The 17,976-nt window shown below is 62.4% G+C and carries 15 protein-coding genes and 1 other RNA gene; 1 reads left to right on the top strand and 15 read right to left on the bottom strand.

Going from position 1 to position 17,976, the window contains the following annotated elements; genetic code table 11:
• Positions 1–193: 193 nt before the first annotated feature.
• Positions 194–880, bottom strand: a complete 687-nt coding sequence (gene aqpZ, locus FHX03_RS09230) for an aquaporin Z (protein WP_097628248.1) — start codon at positions 878–880, stop codon at positions 194–196.
• Between the two features lie 206 nt (positions 881–1,086).
• On the opposite strand from aqpZ, the gene FHX03_RS09225 reads away from it, so the two are divergent.
• Positions 1,087–2,016 (top strand): UDP-glucose 4-epimerase family protein, encoded by a 930-nt coding sequence (locus tag FHX03_RS09225; protein ID WP_183853392.1) that lies wholly within the window; start codon positions 1,087–1,089, stop codon positions 2,014–2,016.
• Positions 2,017–2,020: 4 nt separating this feature from the next.
• Here the strand turns inward: FHX03_RS09225 and murB are convergent, their stop codons facing one another.
• From murB to FHX03_RS09155, 14 genes are all read right to left on the bottom strand, one after another.
• The gene (gene murB / locus FHX03_RS09220; RefSeq protein WP_183853390.1) at positions 2,021–2,995 is read right to left on the bottom strand and encodes a UDP-N-acetylmuramate dehydrogenase; all 975 of its coding nucleotides are present in this window, start codon (positions 2,993–2,995) and stop codon (positions 2,021–2,023) included.
• Complete coding sequence (gene murC / locus FHX03_RS09215; protein WP_003593362.1) at positions 2,992–4,407, bottom strand: UDP-N-acetylmuramate--L-alanine ligase; 1,416 nt, start codon at positions 4,405–4,407, stop codon at positions 2,992–2,994. Before murC ends, murB begins: the two co-directional genes overlap by 4 nt.
• Complete coding sequence (gene murG, locus FHX03_RS09210) at positions 4,404–5,528, bottom strand: undecaprenyldiphospho-muramoylpentapeptide beta-N-acetylglucosaminyltransferase (protein ID WP_097628245.1); 1,125 nt, start codon at positions 5,526–5,528, stop codon at positions 4,404–4,406. The genes murC and murG overlap by 4 nt, the downstream gene beginning before the upstream one ends.
• A gap of 6 nt (positions 5,529–5,534) precedes the next feature.
• Entirely contained in the window at positions 5,535–6,689 is a 1,155-nt protein-coding gene (ftsW, locus tag FHX03_RS09205; protein WP_003565051.1) for a putative lipid II flippase FtsW, read from the bottom strand.
• A gap of 1 nt (position 6,690) precedes the next feature.
• Positions 6,691–8,103, bottom strand: a complete 1,413-nt coding sequence (gene murD / locus FHX03_RS09200; protein ID WP_097628244.1) for a UDP-N-acetylmuramoyl-L-alanine--D-glutamate ligase — start codon at positions 8,101–8,103, stop codon at positions 6,691–6,693.
• A 7-nt stretch (positions 8,104–8,110) separates the two neighbouring features.
• Positions 8,111–9,211: a phospho-N-acetylmuramoyl-pentapeptide-transferase gene (mraY, locus tag FHX03_RS09195; protein ID WP_003593357.1), complete on the bottom strand. Its 1,101-nt coding sequence runs from the start codon at positions 9,209–9,211 to the stop codon at positions 8,111–8,113.
• Positions 9,212–9,233: 22 nt separating this feature from the next.
• The gene (locus FHX03_RS09190) at positions 9,234–10,667 is read right to left on the bottom strand and encodes a UDP-N-acetylmuramoylalanyl-D-glutamyl-2,6-diaminopimelate--D-alanyl-D-alanine ligase (protein ID WP_183853388.1); all 1,434 of its coding nucleotides are present in this window, start codon (positions 10,665–10,667) and stop codon (positions 9,234–9,236) included.
• Entirely contained in the window at positions 10,664–12,184 is a 1,521-nt protein-coding gene (locus tag FHX03_RS09185; RefSeq protein WP_097628242.1) for a UDP-N-acetylmuramoyl-L-alanyl-D-glutamate--2,6-diaminopimelate ligase, read from the bottom strand. The genes FHX03_RS09190 and FHX03_RS09185 overlap by 4 nt, the downstream gene beginning before the upstream one ends.
• A gap of 6 nt (positions 12,185–12,190) precedes the next feature.
• The gene (locus FHX03_RS09180; RefSeq protein ID WP_003593354.1) at positions 12,191–13,951 is read right to left on the bottom strand and encodes a peptidoglycan D,D-transpeptidase FtsI family protein; all 1,761 of its coding nucleotides are present in this window, start codon (positions 13,949–13,951) and stop codon (positions 12,191–12,193) included.
• Positions 13,951–14,433 (bottom strand): hypothetical protein, encoded by a 483-nt coding sequence (locus FHX03_RS09175; RefSeq protein ID WP_097628241.1) that lies wholly within the window; start codon positions 14,431–14,433, stop codon positions 13,951–13,953. Before FHX03_RS09175 ends, FHX03_RS09180 begins: the two co-directional genes overlap by 1 nt.
• Position 14,434: 1 nt before the next feature.
• Positions 14,435–15,460 (bottom strand): 16S rRNA (cytosine(1402)-N(4))-methyltransferase RsmH, encoded by a 1,026-nt coding sequence (rsmH, locus tag FHX03_RS09170; RefSeq protein ID WP_097628240.1) that lies wholly within the window; start codon positions 15,458–15,460, stop codon positions 14,435–14,437.
• A gap of 17 nt (positions 15,461–15,477) precedes the next feature.
• Positions 15,478–15,915 (bottom strand): division/cell wall cluster transcriptional repressor MraZ, encoded by a 438-nt coding sequence (mraZ, locus tag FHX03_RS09165; RefSeq protein ID WP_024320776.1) that lies wholly within the window; start codon positions 15,913–15,915, stop codon positions 15,478–15,480.
• 427 nt (positions 15,916–16,342) lie between these two features.
• An RNA gene (rnpB, locus tag FHX03_RS09160) (RNase P RNA component class A) lies at positions 16,343–16,740 on the bottom strand.
• A 53-nt stretch (positions 16,741–16,793) separates the two neighbouring features.
• Positions 16,794–17,969 carry an NAD(P)/FAD-dependent oxidoreductase gene (locus FHX03_RS09155; protein WP_183853386.1) on the bottom strand — a complete coding sequence of 392 codons (1,176 nt, stop codon included), beginning with the start codon at positions 17,967–17,969 and terminating at the stop codon, positions 16,794–16,796.
• Between the last annotated feature and the right edge of the window lie 7 nt (positions 17,970–17,976).

Genomic DNA, 17,976 nt, shown 5'->3' with positions numbered 1-17,976 from the left:
TATGGTTAATGAAGTGTTTACTTTCGTTAACTTCTTCTTCCCAGGCGCAGCATTTGTCCGTGCCGCGCACTTCATTTTTCGAAGCTTCACGTCTTCGAAGTTTCAGGGTGGACATCTCAGCCGATCTGTCAAAACGGAAAAGCCCGCATGGAAAAACCACGCGGGCTCAACGGGATAGCCTCCTGCCTTGTGGTCAGTCGGCGTCGTCGAGAAACTTCCACACGAGCCCCCCGAGCACCCCGCCCGCAAGCGGTGCAATCCAGAACAGCCAGAGCTGCTGCAATGCCCAGCCGCCGACGAAAAGCGCCTGGCCGGTGGAACGCGCCGGGTTGACCGAGGTATTTGTCACCGGGATAGACACGAGATGGATCAGCGTTAGCGCTAGGCCGATCGCAAGTGGCGCGAAGCCTGCAGGCACGCGGCTGCTGGTCGATCCCAGGATGATGATCAGGAAGAACATGGTCAGCAGCACTTCGATCAGCAGTGCCGAAAGCAGCGAATAACCGCCCGGCGAATGATCGCCATAGCCGTTGGCGGCAAAGCCGCCAAGTTCGAAACCCGCCTTGCCGCTGGCAATGAGATAAAGCAGTGCGGCCGCAGCAACAGCGCCAACAACCTGGACGACGATATAGGGAAGCAGGCGTGCCGCGGGAAACCGCCCGGCGACCGTCAGGCCGAGGGAGACGGCGGGGTTGAAATGACCGCCCGAAATACCGCCCACGGCATAGGCCATGGTGAGCACGGTCAGGCCGAATGCAAAGGCCACCCCGACAAAACCGATGCCCAATTCGGGATAGGCCGCGGCAAGGACGGCGCTCCCGCATCCACCAAAGACAAGCCAGAACGTGCCGAGAAACTCCGCAACAAGACTCTTTCGCATGCGCACCTCCTAAATCTCAACCAGAGAGTTTATAGGGAATCTGCTACAATTCGAGTCCGGTCAAGCTGGTGAGAAATGCTGCGGCAAGCTTCGCGCAAGGATCGAGAAACTGTGCATCCGAGGAAAACAGCCAGCGCGGCTTTTTTATTGATGCGGTCGGCACTTCCGGCTAACCCGAGCACTCAAGGTCAAGCGGGGAACAGATCATGCGATGCCTCATCACCGGCGCGGCCGGCTTTGTCGGCGGGCCTCTCGTCGAAAGACTGCATGGCGAGCGGCTGTGGGAGCTTCAGGTGACGACGCGCTCCGCAGCCGCCGGCTTTCCGGCAGAGGTGCGGCATTTCCCCATCGAAATATCCAGCGAAACAGACTGGACGGCCGCTCTCGACGGTGTTGACGTCGTCGTCCATCTCGCCGCCCGGGTGCACATCATGAATGACCGCGCGGCCGATCCTCTGACGGAATTCCGCCGGATCAACACCGCCGCCACGCTCAATCTCGCCGAGCAGGCCGCACACGCCGGGGTAAAAAGGTTCGTTTTCATCAGCAGCATCAAAGTCAATGGTGAAGAAAACGACCGGCCCTTCCGCCACGACGATACGCCGATGCCGCTTGATCCCTATGGCGTTTCCAAGTTGGAAAGCGAAATCGGCCTGCATGAAATCTCAGCCCGAACAGACATGGAAGTCGTCGTCATTCGCCCGCCCCTCGTCTATGGGCCTGGGGCCAGGGGCAACTTCGCCCTGCTCGTCGGACTTGTCCGGAAGAAGATACCGCTCCCCTTCGCATCGCTGAAGAACCACCGGACACTGGTTGCGCTTCCAAATCTCGTCGACCTGATCGTCATGGCCATGACGCATCAGGCTGCGGCCGGCCAGACCTTTCTCGCAGGCGACGGAGAAGATCTCTCCACGCCCGGGCTCATCGAAGGCATTGCCGCAGGCTTGGGTGTCAAACCGATGCTGCTCCCCTTCCCTCCCGCCCTGTTACAGTTGGGCGCAAGATTGACGGGGAAGGATGCGGTCTACCAGCGTCTTTGCGGTTCCCTGCAGGTCGACATATCCCACGCCCGCGACGTGCTCGGCTGGTCGCCCATCGTCACGCCGCGCGAAGGTTTGAAGCTCGCCGTGAAGTAAAAAGCTATTCGCTGGTGACGCCGTGGAACGGGCGCACTTCGCGGCCGGGCATGAAGACGCCGAGGCGCTTGATTTCCCATTCGAGCTTGATGCCCTCTTTCTCGAAGACCTCGCGGCGCACCTGTTCGCCGAGATATTCGAGATCGTAGCCGGTCGCCTGCCCCATGTTGATCATGAAGTTGCAGTGAAGCGACGACATCTGCGCTCCGCCGATGACGAGACCGCGGCAGCCTGCCTCGTCGATCAGTTTCCAGGCCGAATGGCCGGCAGGGTTCTTGAAGGTCGAGCCGCCGGTCTTTTCGCGCACCGGCTGCACCGTCTCGCGATGATTGCGCACGGCGTCCATCTCGGCGCGGATCTGGGCGCGCTCCTCCGGATAGCCCTCGAATAGCACGGAGGTGAAGATCAACTCGCTGGATGCGGTCGAATGACGATAGGAATAACCCATCTCGGCATTGGAGAGCACGTGCCTGTTGCCCTTGCGGTCGACCGCGTTGACCTCGATCAGCCGGTCGCGCGTCTCGACGCCATTGGCCCCGGCATTCATGCGCGCTGCGCCGCCGATGCTGCCCGGAATACCGTAGAAGAAATGAAAGCCGCCGATGCCGTTATCCATCGCCATCGCCGCCACATGCTTATCGGGGCAGATGCTGCCGGCCAGAATGCGGTTTTCGCCGGCAAGCTCGACAAAGCCGAAGCCCTTGGCGGACAGGCGCAGCACGACGCCGGGAATGCCGCCGTCGCGCACCAGGATGTTGGAGCCGACGCCGATCACGGTCAGCGGCACCTCTTCCGGCAAGATTTTCAGGAAGGCGACGAGATCGTCGATATCATGCGGCTGGAACATCAGCTCGGCGAGGCCGCCTGCCCTGAACCAAGTGACGCGGTCCATGGGGGCATCCGGCGTGATGCGACCGCGGATATCCTTTACACCGTCTCCGAGAGACGCGAGAAGCTTTTCCCCATTCACCTGTTTCATACGGACTTTCCCGATAGGCCTTCCAGTTGCTTGGGCAGCGCCGCCGCCCAGGATGTGATGCTCCCAGCCCCCAACAGAACCACGAAATCGCCAGGCTTTGCAACCTCCGCAACCATCTGCGGCAGAAGCTCTGCCGAAGTGAGAAAGCGAGCGTCGCGATGGCCGCCGGATTTTATCCGCGAGACCAGCGACACGGAATCGATCCCCGCGATCGGATCTTCGCCTGCCGCATAGACCGGCGCCAGGAAAATGCTGTCGGCATCGTTAAAGCAGGCGGCGAATTCCTCGAACAGGCTTGCCAGGCGGCTGTAGCGGTGCGGCTGATGGACCGCGATGATGCGCCCCTTGCAGGCTTCGCGGGCAGCGCGCAGCACCGCCTTGATCTCGACCGGATGGTGACCGTAATCGTCGAAGATCTGCACCCCGTTCCATTCGCCGGTCAGCGTGAAACGGCGCTTGACGCCGCCGAAGGAGGCAAGCCCCTTGGCGATATCGGCGCTCGATATGCCGAGCCGGTTGGCTACGGCGATAGCCGCCGTGGCGTTGGAAATATTATGCCGCCCGGGCATCGGCATGACCAGCCCCTTGAGCTCGATCACCTGGCCGGTGCGGCGGCGGCGGATTTCGACGTCGAAGATCGAGCGTGTGCCGTCGATGCGCACATTCTTGAAGCGTACGTCGGCCTGCGGGTTCTCGCCATAGGTGATGATCTTGCGATCCTCGATGCGGCCGACCAGCGACTGCACCTCGGGATGGTCGAGGCACATAACGCCGAAGCCGTAAAACGGCACGTTCTCGACGAACTGCCGGAAGGCGGCGCGCACGGCGTCGAAATTGCCGTAATGGTCGAGATGCTCCGGGTCGATATTGGTGATGACGGCGACATCCGCAGGAAGTTTCAGAAACGTGCCGTCGGATTCGTCGGCCTCGACCACCATCCACTCGCCCTCGCCCATGCGGGCATTGGTGCCGTAGGCATTGATGATGCCGCCGTTGATGACGGTCGGATCGAGCCCGCCGGCTTCGAGCAGGGTGGCGACCAGCGAAGTGGTCGTCGTCTTGCCATGCGTGCCGCCGATGGCGATCGCATTGCGGAAGCGCATCAGCTCGGCAAGCATTTCGGCGCGGCGCACCACCGGCAGCAGCTTTTCGCGGGCGGCGATCAATTCCGGATTGCTCTTTTTTATCGCCGTCGAGACGACGACGACTTCGGCATCACCCAGGTTCTCAGCCCGATGGCCGACGAACACCTCTATGCCCTTGTCGCGCAGGCGCTGGACATTGGCGCTATCGGCCTGGTCGGATCCCTGCACCTTGTGGCCGAGATTGTGCAGCACCTCGGCAATGCCGCTCATGCCGATGCCGCCGATGCCGATGAAATGAACGAGACCGATCGCCTTCGGCAGTTTCATGCGCGTGTCCTCTTCAATTCCGCAATTGTCCGTCCGGCGGCAATAGCCTCAACCATGTCGGCAAGCAAGTTCGCGGCATCGGGTTTTCCGGCGAGTTTCGCCGCCGCTGCCATGTGCGAAAGCTTTTCCGGATCGTTCATCACAGCCGTCAGGATCGCCGCGATCTTCTCCGGCGAAAGCTCGGATTGGGCGATCACCTTCGCTCCGCCGGTCGCAGCCAGCGCTGCCGCATTCGCCGCCTGGTCATGATCGAGAGCGTGCGGGTAAGGCACCAGCACCGCCGGCCGACCAATGACGGAGATCTCCGAAACCGTCGAGGCGCCCGAGCGGCAGATGACAAGATGGGCCTTCGCCAGCCTCTCCGCCATGTCGGTGAAGAAAGGCGCGATATCGGCCCCCATCTCCAGCTTGGCGACGCAGCCGCCGACCATCTCCATATCCTCGGGACGCACCTGCTGGGTGATGCGCAGTCGCAGACGCAGCGCGTCGTCAAGCAGGCTAATCGCCGTCGGCAGCGCCTTGGAGAAATATTGCGCGCCCTGGCTGCCGCCGAAGACGACAAGATTGAAGGCTTCGCCGGGATGCGAGGGCGTATAAGGCACCTCGGCGGCAGCGATGATTGCCGGGCGGACCGGATTGCCTGTCGTTACGGTCTTGTCCGGGAAGGCGCCGCCCCCCTCCGGCAGGAAACCGCCGGCAATCCCCTGTACGCGGGTCGCCAAGGCCTTGTTGGCACGGCCCATCACGGCATTCTGCTCGTGGATCATCGCCGGCACGCCAAGCCTTGTCGCGGCAAGCAGCGGCGGCACTGTCGGATAGCCGCCGAAACCGACGACGATGACGGGCTTCAGCCGCTGGATCAGCTTCTTTGCGGCCCGCATGCCGCTCCAGAGCGTCCACAGCGAACGGGCGACGGCGACCGGGTTCTTCGAGCCGATCGTCGCCGACGGCACGACATGGATCTCTTCGGCCGGGAACTTGCCGGCATACCGCTCGGCCCGGCTGTCGGTGACGAGATGCACCGAGTAGCCGCGCTCCTTCAGCTTGAAGGCCAGCGCCTCCGCCGGGAACACATGGCCGCCGGTTCCCCCGGCGGCAAGCAGCACGATGCCTTTGCTCATGGCCTTTTACTCCGCCGGCATGCCGTGCGGGACGCGGAAAAGGCTCCGGTCCTGCGCACGTTTTTCCGGTCGATGACGCGTCAGCGCCAGAATGAAGCCGGCGGTGACGCAGATCGCCACCATCGACGAGCCGCCGTAGGAAATCAGCGGCAGCGTCATGCCCTTTGCCGGCAGCAACTCGAGGTTGACGCCGATATTGATGATCGACTGGATGCCCATCTGCAGCACCAGGCCGGCAACGGCGAAGCGGTTGAAGTCGTTGCGCTCGCGATAGGCATGCGATAGGCCGCGCAACACCAGCACGGTAAAGAGCGCCACCAGCGCCATGCAGAAGACGATGCCGAACTCCTCGGCCGCGACCGAGAAGATGAAGTCGGTATGTGCATCCGGGATGATGCGCTTGACGATACCCTCACCCGGCCCCTGGCCGAACCAGCTGCCGCGGATGATCGCCTCGCGCGCCGTGTCGATCTGGAACGTGTCGCCCTCGCCGGTCATGAACTTGTCTATTCGCAACGCGACGTGCGGGAAGACGTAATAGGCGCTGAGCAGGCCGCCGGCGCCGCCGATGCCGAGCAGCATGATCCAGATCCATGGCATGCCGGCCATGAAGAACATCCCGCCCCAGACGGCCGTAGTCAGGATGGTCTGTCCGAGGTCAGGCTGCGCGACGAGCAGGGCGGCGACGATGGCAAACAGAATGATGGCGAAGAGATTACCGGGAATCTCCGGCTGGCGCGCATGTTCGGCAAACAGCCAGGCGCAAACCACGACGAAGGCGGGCTTCATGAATTCCGACGGCTGGATCGAAAGGCCGGCGATCCAGATCCAGCGCCTGCCGCCCTTAACCTCCTGTCCGACGAACAGCACCAGCACCATCATGGCGAGCGAGATGATCAGCAGCAGGATCGCCGTTCGCCGCACTTGCCGGGGCGTCAGGAACGACAGTCCGAGCATGACGGAAATCGAAGGGATCATGAAGGCCGCATGGCGCTTGACGAAGTGGAAGGGCTCGAGCCCGATGCGCTCGGCAACCGCGGGAGACGCTGCAAACGACAGCATGAAACCGATGCCCATCAGGAAGATGAACATCGCCAGGAAGAAGCGGTCGATGGTCCAGAACCAATCGGCCAAAGGCCCACGTTCCGCGCGGCTTACCATGTCATTTCTCTCCTGTTGCCGAACCGATCAGCATCGCAATCCCGTCAAGCGCTGCCACGTGTCCGACGAAGGCTTCACCCCTGACTTCGAAATTCTTATACTGATCGAAGCTTGCGCAAGCCGGGGATAACATGACGGCCGAAGCGGCGGCCTCGTCGCGCTCGGCATCGGCTGCCGCATGCACGACCGCGCGCTCCAGCGTGCCTGAAATCTCGTAAGGCACGGCCTCGCCGAGTGTCGCTGCGAATTCCGCCGCCGCTTCGCCGATCAGATATGCCTTGGCGATGCGCGGAAAATAGGGAGCGAGCGTGGTGATGCCGCCTGATTTCGGCAGGCCGCCGGCGATCCAGTAGATGCGATCATAGCTCGAAAGCGCCGGTGCCGCAGCATCGGCATTGGTCGCCTTGGAATCATTGACGAAGACGACGCGGCCACGCTGCCCCACCGGCTGCATGCGATGCTTGAGGCCAGGGAACGAGGCAAGGCCGGCACGGATGTCGTCGGCGGAAATACCGACGGCAAGGCAGGCGGCCACAGCTGCGGCGGCGTTCTGCGCATTATGGCTGCCGCGCAGCGTCTGGATACCGTCGAGATCGGCGAAGGGCAGCATGGCGCCGCCGGCGGCCTGAATGAGCCTGGTGCCCTCGGCATAAATGCCTGATGCCACCACGCTGCGGCGCGAAATGCGCACCACCTTGACACCCGCCCGCTCGACGCGGTCGGCAATCAGCGCCGAATGGCTGTCGTCGACGCCGACGACCGCCACATCGCTGCCGGCGACCAGCCGTTCCTTGACATCGGCGTAATGCTGCATCGTGCCGTGACGGTCGAGATGATCGGGCGTCAGGTTGAGCAGGATGCCGGCTGACGGGTTGAGCGTCGGTGCCAGGTCGATCTGGTAGGAGGAGCATTCGACGACGTAATAGCGTCCGGCCTTCGGCGGATCGAGCGTCAGAACCGCCGTACCGATATTGCCGCCGAGCTGCGTATCATAGCCGGCGCTTTTCAGAATATGGGCGATCAGCGCCGTCGTCGTCGACTTGCCGTTGGTGCCTGTGATGGCGATGAACGGGCAATCCGGCGCATGGGCGCGGCGCTCGCGCACGAAGAGTTCGACATCGCCGACGATATCGACGCCGGCGGCGCGCGCAAGATCGACGGTCCAGTGCGGCTTCGGATGGGTGAGCGGCACGCCTGGTGATAGCACGAACAGCGCCTGCTGGCTCCAGTCGATGGTATGCAGATCCTCAGTCCGGATGCCCTCGGCGGAAGCCTTGGCGACGCTGTCGGGATTGTCGTCCCAGGCGGTCACCTCGGCGCCGCCCGAAACCAGCGCCCGGGCGGTGGCAAGGCCCGAGCCGCCGAGCCCGAAGAGCGCGACCTTCCTGTCCTTGAGCGTCGTGACCGGGATCATGGCCGCCTCACCGCAACTTCAGCGTCGAGAGGCCGAGCATGGCAAGGCCGACGGCGATGATCCAGAAGCGGATCACCACCTGGCTTTCGGTCCAGCCCTTCTTCTCGAAGTGATGATGGATCGGCGCCATCAGGAAGACGCGCCGGCCGGTCATCTTGAAGAAGCCCACCTGGATGATGACCGAAAGCGTCTCCATGACGAAGAGGCCGCCGATGATCGCCATGACGATCTCGTGTTTGGTGGCGACGGCAACAGTGCCGATCGTGCCGCCGAGCGCCAGCGACCCGGTATCGCCCATGAAGATGGCGGCCGGCGGCGCGTTGAACCACAGAAAGCCCAGCCCGGCGCCGATGACGGCGCCGAGAACGACGGCAAGCTCGCCGGTGCCGGGCACGAAATTGATCTGCAGGTAGTTCGCAAACACCACATTGCCGGCGAGATAGGCGATGACGCCGAAGGAGGCGGCGGCGATCATGACGGGCACGATAGCTAGCCCGTCAAGGCCGTCGGTCAGATTGACGGCATTGCCGGCGCCGACGATGACGAAGCCGCCGAAGACGACGAACATGATGCCGATATTGATCATGAAGTCCTTGAAGAAAGGAAAGGCGATCGACGAACCGAAGGTCGAGCCGGCAACGCCCGAGGCAAGGGCGGTGCGCATCATGAAATAGACGGCGATGCCGGCGATGACAAATTCGATGCCCAGGCGCGCCTTGCCGGAAAAGCCCATATGGCTCTGCTTCGTCACCTTGAGATAATCGTCATAGAAGCCGATCGCGCCGAAACCGAGCGTCACCAGCAAGGTGGCGACGACATAGACGTTGGAAAGATCGGCCCAGAGCAGCGAGGCGCCGACGATGCCGGCAAGGATCATAAGCCCGCCCATGGTCGGTGTGCCGGCCTTTTTGAAATGGGTCTGCGGCCCGTCGGCGCGGATCGGCTGGCCCTTACCCTGCCGGATGCGCAGCGAATTGATGATGGTCGGCCCGAACAGGAAGACGATCAGGGCTGAGGTGAACAGAGCAGCGCCTGTACGGAAGGTAATATATCTGAACAGGTTCAGAAACTTGAAATATTCCGACAGTTCGACAAGCCAGATCAGCATTCAGGGCCCCTTGTTTACCCGATCAAAGTTCGCGTTGCGTGTCGGAAAATGGCGGGAACTTGTCAAGGAGCGCGGCGACGATCTTGCCGAAACCGATGCCCAGAGACGATTTCACCATCAACACGTCGCCTGGCGCGACCGAGTTCAACACATAATCCGTCAATTCGGCGGTGTTCTCGCGATATTCGACATGGACGCTTTCCGGCAGCGATTCCTTGAGCGCGGCCATCTCTGCGCCGGCGAGCCAGACATGTTCGATACCGGCTGCAAGCAGCGGCACGGCCAGATCGGTATGGACCTTCTGCGCATACTCGCCCATTTCAAGCATGTCGCCCAGCACGGCGATACGGCGTCCGCGGCTGGTCGGCTCGGAGGCCGCCAGCAGTGCGATCGCCGCGCGCATCGAAGCCGGATTGGCATTGTAGCTTTCGTCGATCAGCGTGAAGCTGCCGCTGCCGATCGAAAGCCGGTGGCGCTTGCCCCTGCCCTTTTCCGGCTTCAGCGTCGCAATCGCTGCGATCGCCCTTTCCATGTCGGCACCGACGATCCTGACGACCCCGAGCGCGGCGAGCGCGTTCTCGGCGATATGGCGGCCGGGCGCGCCGATCGCGACCTCCAGCGTCTCGCCGCCGATCGTCAGCCACAGCGTCGAATTCTCATCCGCGCCGTTGAATTCCGCCAACCGGAATTCGGCCTTGGCATGCTGGCCGAAGGAATGGATATGCTCGATACCGAGCGACTGAGCCGTGCGGTCGAGGAAATTGAACTGGTCGTTGTCGCGGTTGAGCACCACATGGCCGCCTGGCTCGACCCCCTCGAAGATCTCCGCTTTGGCGGCAGCGATCTCTTTGATGTTCTTGAAATTGCCGAGATGGGCCGGTGCGATCGTCGTGATGATGGCGACATCGGGACGGATCATCTCGACCAGCGGCCGGATCTCGCCGGGATGGTTCATCCCGACTTCGAAGACACCGTAATCCGTATCGTCAGGCATGCGCGCCAGCGTCAGCGGTACGCCCCAATGATTGTTGAAGGAGGCGACGGAGGCATGCACCTTGCCGGAGGGCGACAGCACATGCCGCAGCATTTCCTTGGTGGTCGTCTTTCCCACGGAGCCCGTCACCGCGATGATCCGGGCCTTGGAGCGCTCGCGCGAGGCAAGGCCGAGCCGGCCGAGTGCCGCAAGCACATCCTCCACGACGATCATTGGCACCGTCAGGCGGCCCATGGCCGGAAGCCTCGCCTCACTGACGACGAGAAGGGAGGCGCCGTTCGCCACCGCCATCGACGCGTAGTCGTGACCGTCGACATGGTCGCCCTTGATCGCGAAGAAGGCTTCGCCCGGGCTGATCGAGCGGCTGTCGATGGAAATGCCGGTGATGCCTTCGGGCAGAGTGCCGAAGGGCCGCCCCGCCATTGCTGCGATCATGTCTTCGGTCGTCCAGAGCCAGCTCAAGATTGCAGTTCCTCCAAGGCCTTGCGCACCTCCGCATGATCGGAGAACGGCAGGGTGACGCTACCGATCGTCTGCCCTTCCTCATGCCCCTTGCCGGCGACGATCAGTGTATCGCCGGATCGCAACATACCAACAGCCTCGCGGATTGCCGTGGCGCGATCGGCAATTTCCGAGGCGCCGGATGCTGCCGCCATGATCTCCGCCCGGATCGCGGCCGGCTCCTCCGAGCGCGGATTGTCGTCGGTGACGATGACGACGTCGGCAAGTCGGCAGGCGATTTCACCCATGATCGGCCGTTTGCCGCGATCGCGGTCGCCGCCGCAGCCGAAGACGACGACGACGCGGCCGGTGGTGAAGGGCCGGACCGAGCCCAGCACGTTTTCCAGCGCATCCGGCTTATGGGCATAGTCGACATAGGCGAGCGCGCCGTCTTTCGTATGGCCGACGAGTTCGAGACGGCCGGACGCGCCGACGAGCTTCTCGAGCGCGGCCATCGCAACTTTCGGCTCGACGCCGGTCGACATGGCAAGACCTGCCGCGACCAGCGCGTTGGCCACCTGGAAATCGCCGGCCAGCGGAATATCCACCTCGAAGATCTCGCCGCCGATATGGATCTCGGCGGTCTGCTTGTGGCGGAAGTGCTCGACACGTTTCAAGGTGAGGTAGACGCCCTTGCGCCCGACGGTGCGCACATCGTGACCGGCAGCGGCAGCGGCCTTGATCGCCTGCGCCGACCATGGATCGTCGGCGAAGATCACCGCCGGCGCGCCCTTCGGCAGCAGCGTATCGAAAAGCCGCATCTTGGCGGCCATATAGGCCTCGACCGTGGGATGATAATCCATGTGGTCGCGGCCGAGATTGGTGAAGGCAGCGGCGGCAAGCTTGACGCCGTCGAGCCGGCTCTGGTCGAGGCCGTGGCTGGAAGCCTCCATCGCCGCATGCGTGACACCTTCGCCGGCAAGTTCGGCCAGTAGTTTGTGCAGCGACACCGGATCGGGCGTCGTCAGCGAACCATATTCGTTGCGCGTCGGCGAGACGACGCCTGTTGTGCCGATCATCGCCGCCGCATGCCCCGCATGCGCCCAGATCTGCCGGGTAAAAGAAGCCACAGAGGTCTTGCCCGCCGTGCCGGTGACGGCGACCATGGTCTCCGGCTGCCTGCCGAAGAAGCGCGAGGCGGCGATCGAAAGGAAACGGCGCGGCTCCTTGACCGCAAGCACCGGGATGGAAGCCTCGACGGCCTGGGAAGCAATCGCGACGGCGGCACCCCGGCCGGCGGCATCGGCGATGAAGCCCGCGCCGTCCGCCTTGCTGCCGGCGACAGCGACAAAAGCATTGCCCGGCGCCACATGGCGGCTATCCGAAGACAGGCCCGAAATATCAAGCAAGCCTGCCGGGCCTTCGAGCTGTGCTTCAATTTCCGGAAACTGATCTCCGGCCAGGTCTCGCAATTTCATCGAATGCACTTTTCTCTCTTGAAGCCGGTCCACCCCTCGCGAATCGGCGTCGATATTCATTCACACTCAATAAGACACCAGCAAGGCCGATCCGCCCTCCCCGAATTTCGGCTCGATGCCGAGAATGGGGGCCGCGCGGCTGATGATCTCGCGGGCGATCGGGCCAGCGGTACCGGCAGAGATCGTTCCGCCGTATTGCTTTTCGCCGGTTTTCGGCTCGTCGCAGAAGGTGATCACCGCATATTTGGGATCGTTGATCGGGAATGCGGCAATGAAGGAGTTGAAGTTCAAGGTCGCGGAATAGCGGCCGTTCACCACTTTATCGGCCGTGCCGGTCTTGCTGCCGACGGCAAAACCTGGCACGCGGGCGACGCGGCCCGATCCCTTGTATCCGTTGAAATCGAGAAGATAGCGGATCTCGTCGCTGGTCGTCTTCTTGATCACCTGCGTGGCGATTTCATCGGCCTGTTCGCGGCTGCGCGGCAGGAATGTCGGCTCGATCAGCTTGCCGCCATTGACGAGAGCGGCCGCCGCCACCCCTGTCTGCAGCGCCGTCGTCGAGACGCCGTGGCCGAAGGAAATCGTGATCGAATTGATCTTCTTCCAGACCCGCGGCTGGCTCGGCATCTTCACCTCAGGCAGCTCGGTCTGCATCTTGGTCAAGAGGCCGAACTTGGTCAGATAGTCCTTCTGCGCGTCGATGCCGACGATGTCGATGACGCGCGCCGTGCCGATATTCGACGAATACTGGAAAATCTCGGGCACGGTCAGCCAGCGGCGCTGCCCATGGAAATCGTGGATCGTGAAGCCGCCGATATAGATCGACTTGCTGGCATCGAACGTGTCGGTCATCTTCACCTTGCCGGTGTCGAGCGCCATCGCCAGCGAAAAGGTCTTGAAGGTCGATCCCATTTCGAAGGTGCCGTTGGTCATCCTGTTGAGCCAACCCTCCTTGGCTCCTTCCTGCGGATCGTTCGGATCGAAATCCGGCGCCGAGGCCATGGCCAGCACTTCCCCGGTATGCACGTCGATGACGGCAGCACCCGCCCCCTTGGACTGGAAGTTGTTGACGGCGTTGACGACCGCGTCCCGAACGATGTTCTGCACGCGCAGGTCGATCGACAGCCGCACCGGCTCGAGCGGCTGGTCGCTGGTCATGCCGACCGAGGCGAGGTCGGCGAGCCCCTGGTCGTCGATATATTTCTCCATCCCGGCGACACCGCGGTTGTCGATGTTGACGTAACCGAGGATATGCGCGGCGGTCGAGCCGCCCGGATAGAAGCGGCGCTTTTCCGGCCGGAAGCCGATACCGGGAATGCCGAGCGCCAGGATCTGGCTCTGCTGCTTCGGCGTCAGCTGCCGGCGCAGCCAGGCGAAATGCGACGTTTTGACCGAGAGCTTCTTATAGGTATCCCGGACGTCGAGCTCCGGCAGAACAGTCGCAAGCTTCTCGACCGCCTCGTCGGCATCGACGATCTTGTTGGGTTCGGCAAACAGCGAGACGGTGCGGATGTCGGTCGCCAGCACTTCGCCGTTGCGGTCGAGAATGTCGGGGCGCGAAGCCATCAGCCGATCGGGCGGCAGGATGCTGGAGACGACCTCCTGATCCTTCATCGCATATTCGACGAGACGGCCGCCGATGACGACATAGACACCCATGAAGCCGAGGATCAGCAGACCGACGCGGCTTTTTGCCTGCCCTGACTTCTTCTTGCGGGATCCCTCGATCGCCAGGCCGGCAGGAGAAGGACCGCCGAAACGATTGTAGACTCCAGCGGAGAAATGCGCCTGGCTCTTCAAGACCATGATGCGAGAAAGAAACGACATTATTCCACCGACCCCGTTTCGATCTCGTCTGCTTCATCCTCCTCCGCGGCGCGCGGCGCGGGTTTTGGAACGGGCTGCGCCTTCGTCGTGACCGTCGCGCCTTTGGCGCCGGCCAGGGCTGCACCTTTCGCGCCGGCCTCGGTCGCGCTCTTGGCGCCAGCCTTGGCCTCGGTCACGTCGGGCACGGGAACCTCGGATTTCAGCATCGGCAATTCCTTAGCATGCACCAGCGCCGTCGATTGCGTCGGCTGCAACTGCAACTCGTCATCATAGGCCTTGACCAGCCGCTCCAGCCGGTTCGGCTGCGATTGCAGCGCCCAGTCAGCCTTGAGAAGGTCGATCGTGTCCTCCTCGAGCTTGATCTCGGCTTCGAGGCGATGAACCTCCTCGAACTTCAATTCAGCGCGATGCTTGATCGTATAGGTGACGGCGGCGGTGGCCGTCATAACGCCGATGAGCACGAGATCGAACGTTTTCAGCATATCAACCTCCAAGCTTTCCGAGACTGGCGAGATTGGGAAACCCGAAGAGCGACATATCCGCAGCTTCAGCGGCGGCCTCCGTCCTCAGGCCGGCGCGCAGCTTGGCGGAGCGGGCGCGCGGATTGATCTCCGCCTCCACCTCGCTTGCCGAAACCATCGGCTTGCCGATCGCCGCGAAAGTTGCCGCCCGCTCATGCGCGACCGGCAGATGCCGCGACCCCGACGCCTTGCCGGCGCGGTCGGAGAAGAATTTCTTGACGATCCGGTCTTCGAGCGAATGAAAGGTGACGACGACGAGCCGGCCGCCCGGCTTCAGCGCTGCTTCCGCCGCAAACAGCGCCTGCGCGAGTTCGCCGAGCTCGTCATTGACGAAGATGCGCAAGGCCTGGAAGACACGCGTTGCCGGATGGATTTTGTCCTTCATCTTGCGGGGCGTGACCAGCTCGATGAGACCGGCAAGATCGCGTGTCGTCTCGAACGGCTTTTCCTCGCGGCGCTTCTCGATCGCATGCGCAATGCGCGGCGCCTGGCTTTCCTCGCCGAGGAAATGGAAGATGCGGATCAGATCGGCGACCTTGGCGCGGTTGACGACATCGGCCGCCGAAACGCCCGCAGCCGACATACGCATGTCGAGCGGCCCGTTCTTCTGGAAGGAGAAACCACGCTCGGCCTCATCGATCTGCATGGAGGAAACGCCGATATCGAGGACGACGCCATCGAGCCCGCCTTGCGGCGCATGATCGGCAAGATGCGAGAATTGCGAATGAACGAGCTTGAGACGGCCACCATGGGCAGCAACCATTGCCTGGCCGGATGCAATCGCCGTCGGATCGCGGTCGAGCGCGATCACCTCGGCGCCGGCCGCAAGAATGGCGGCGCTGTAGCCGCCCGCACCGAATGTACCGTCGAGGATGAGCTTGCCGGGCGCGGGCGCCAACGCCGAAAGCACCTCATCAAGAAGAACAGGAATGTGACGAACCGGTCCGCCACCGGCATCAGTTGAACCTCCGCCAGGATTCGCCACCATTCCGTTCCCTCGTTCTTTCAGGAACGCTTGCCCGCCAGCTTGCGCTCCCCTCGTGCCTGCGCCTGCGCAGCCACAAAAGCCTGCGGCTGCCAAAGCTGAAAATGATCCGCCCGACCGACGAAGGTCACCTCGTCCGAGATGCCGGTAAAGCCGCGAATGAAATCCGTGACCATCAGCCGCCCCTCGGCGTCGAGCTTCATGAAGACCCCGCCTCCATGAATGAGAAGCGACATCTCGTTGGCATCCGGCGAAAACGGATCCTCCGCAGCAATCTGCCGTTCGAATCTTTCGAGAAGATCCGGACCGCCGACGCTGATCGCCGGAAACACAAAGTCCTGGAAGCAATAGAGCTCCTGAACATTGCGCTGCGCCAGCACGGACCGGAACGCCGAGGGCACGGAAACCCTGCCCTTGGCATCGATCCTGTTGGTCGCATTCGAAAGGAAGCGGCTCATCACACGAAACATCCGTTCCCGCAGGGATCCGGACCAAAAGACGCCCGAAACTCCCGATATCAGGCACAGCTTCGCAAGCCGGATGAGCAAAAACCCCTCCGACGCTTCCGGAGAGGAAGACGTCTTTGCTTTGCGATGAATGGGCAGGTGATTGCCCTGGTGCAGTGCGCATTTGGGATAGCATGGGACCATATGGGCGTCAATGGGATACGCCCATTTTGCAACAGACGCATGATCAAAAATTTATAAGCTGTTAAGTTTAACAAAGAGTTAGGATCGCCCTGTCGCGATGGTCGCGCAGCGGTGCTTTTGCAAAAAGAATTTTCAACAGGCGGATTGCATGAGCATCCACTTGAAAACTTTCGATTTCAGCGGCTTACCGGGAAGTGAATCCTGAAATCAGGGCTTGATCGCGCCACAAAAGTTAATCGCCAGTTGGCCTGTAAGCCGGGTTCTGTATGGCTCCGGCGTGAACCGGAACGTGGCAGCCATTCCTCTGGGACAGCGTTCGCACGCTGCCTCGCGCAACCCACCCGGATGACTGGCCTGGAAACCGGCCGGAAGGCCTTTCGGCCTGCCGCGTCATCCCTATTCGGTCTTGCTCCCGGTGGGGTTTACCGTGCCATTTCCGTTGCCGGAGATGCGGTGGGCTCTTACCCCACCCTTTCACCCTTACCTGTCATGACAGGCGGTTTGCTTTCTGTGGCACTTTCCCTGAGGTCGCCCTCGCCGGACGTTATCCGGCACCGTGTTTCCGTGGAGCCCGGACTTTCCTCACCCTACCGCCTTTCGGCATTGATAGAGCGCGGCTGCCCAGCCAACTGGCAGGGGTCCCATAAACGAGAGAGATGGCAATTGCCACCGAAATCAAAATTTATTTAGCGAAATTCCGGTGTGAAATCCGTGGAGTAGCCATGTTCGCTGATTCTGCCTGACAAAAGCAGGTCAGCCCCAAGCCGGCCGATTTCGTCCGAACTCTTGGCCGAGGTGCCGGCGCAGCCCGTCAGCACCGCGATTTCAGGCGATGAGGTGTAGCCGATCATCGGGTAGCCGCTCTCCGTCTGCGAGACGACGCAGGCCGCCGTCGAAATCGAGAGCGGCGCCAAGTCGGGCACGAGACCTTCGACGATGCGTTCGTGATAGGCGCGCACGGTCTCGCGCCCCTCGGTTTTGAACCAGGCGCGCATCGCGACCTCGTCACCGAGCGCCAGATCGTCGGGATCGCCGCCGATCTTCAGGTAGAAATTGCCGTCGGGATAACGGATCGGTGGCAGCAGATAGATATGCGTGCCGGGCACATCGAGAATGAGCGACGGCATGGCCGCAAGGCGCACCGCATCGGTCTCGCTCACCTCGAAAAGCGTTACCGTCCGACCATAAACCGTCATGGCAACCGGCTTCGGCAACAGATTCTCTGCAATGGAAAATCCGCCCGCCGCCAGCAATACCTTCTCACCGCGATAGCTCCGGCCGCCGGCAGTCTCGACGACAGCCGATCCGCCCACGCTGCGGATCGAGACGACATGGTCGCGAATGACGGCAGCACCTGCCTTTTCCGCCAGCAGCGACTGTGCCTTGACCAGGCGGCGCGGGCTGATGTGGCCGGCCCCCTTTGCCTCGAAGACGCCGGCAGCGGCACCGGGAAAGGCGAAAAACGGAAAGGCGGCCTTCAGCCCAGCCTCATCGAGAAAGCGGGTCTCGACGCCGAGCGAAACGGCCGCCTGCCGGGTCCTCTCGAGATAATCGCTTCCATCAGGCGCGACGACCACGCAGCCGACCTCGCGATAGAAGTCGATGCCGCTGTCGCGGGAAATCTCGCGGTAACGGCCGATCGCGCGGTTGGCGAGCAGCGCCCAGTTGCGATCGGGATCGATGGTGCGGGTGATGCGCCCCTCGTCGTAATGGCTGGCGAAGACGCCCTGATGCGCCTTGCGATCATCAGGCTCGTCCGGGCCGATCACTCCCACGCCATCCACCTGGCGCGCCAGATGCCGCGCCGCCGCAGATCCCATCAGCCCGCGGCCGACGACGATATATTTGAAATCGACTGCCATGATGCTC

This window comes from Rhizobium sp. BK456, assembly GCF_014194045.1.
GTDB classification, from domain to species: Bacteria; Pseudomonadota; Alphaproteobacteria; order Rhizobiales; family Rhizobiaceae; genus Rhizobium; species Rhizobium redzepovicii.
This window is presented reverse-complemented; position numbering and strand designations above follow the sequence as displayed.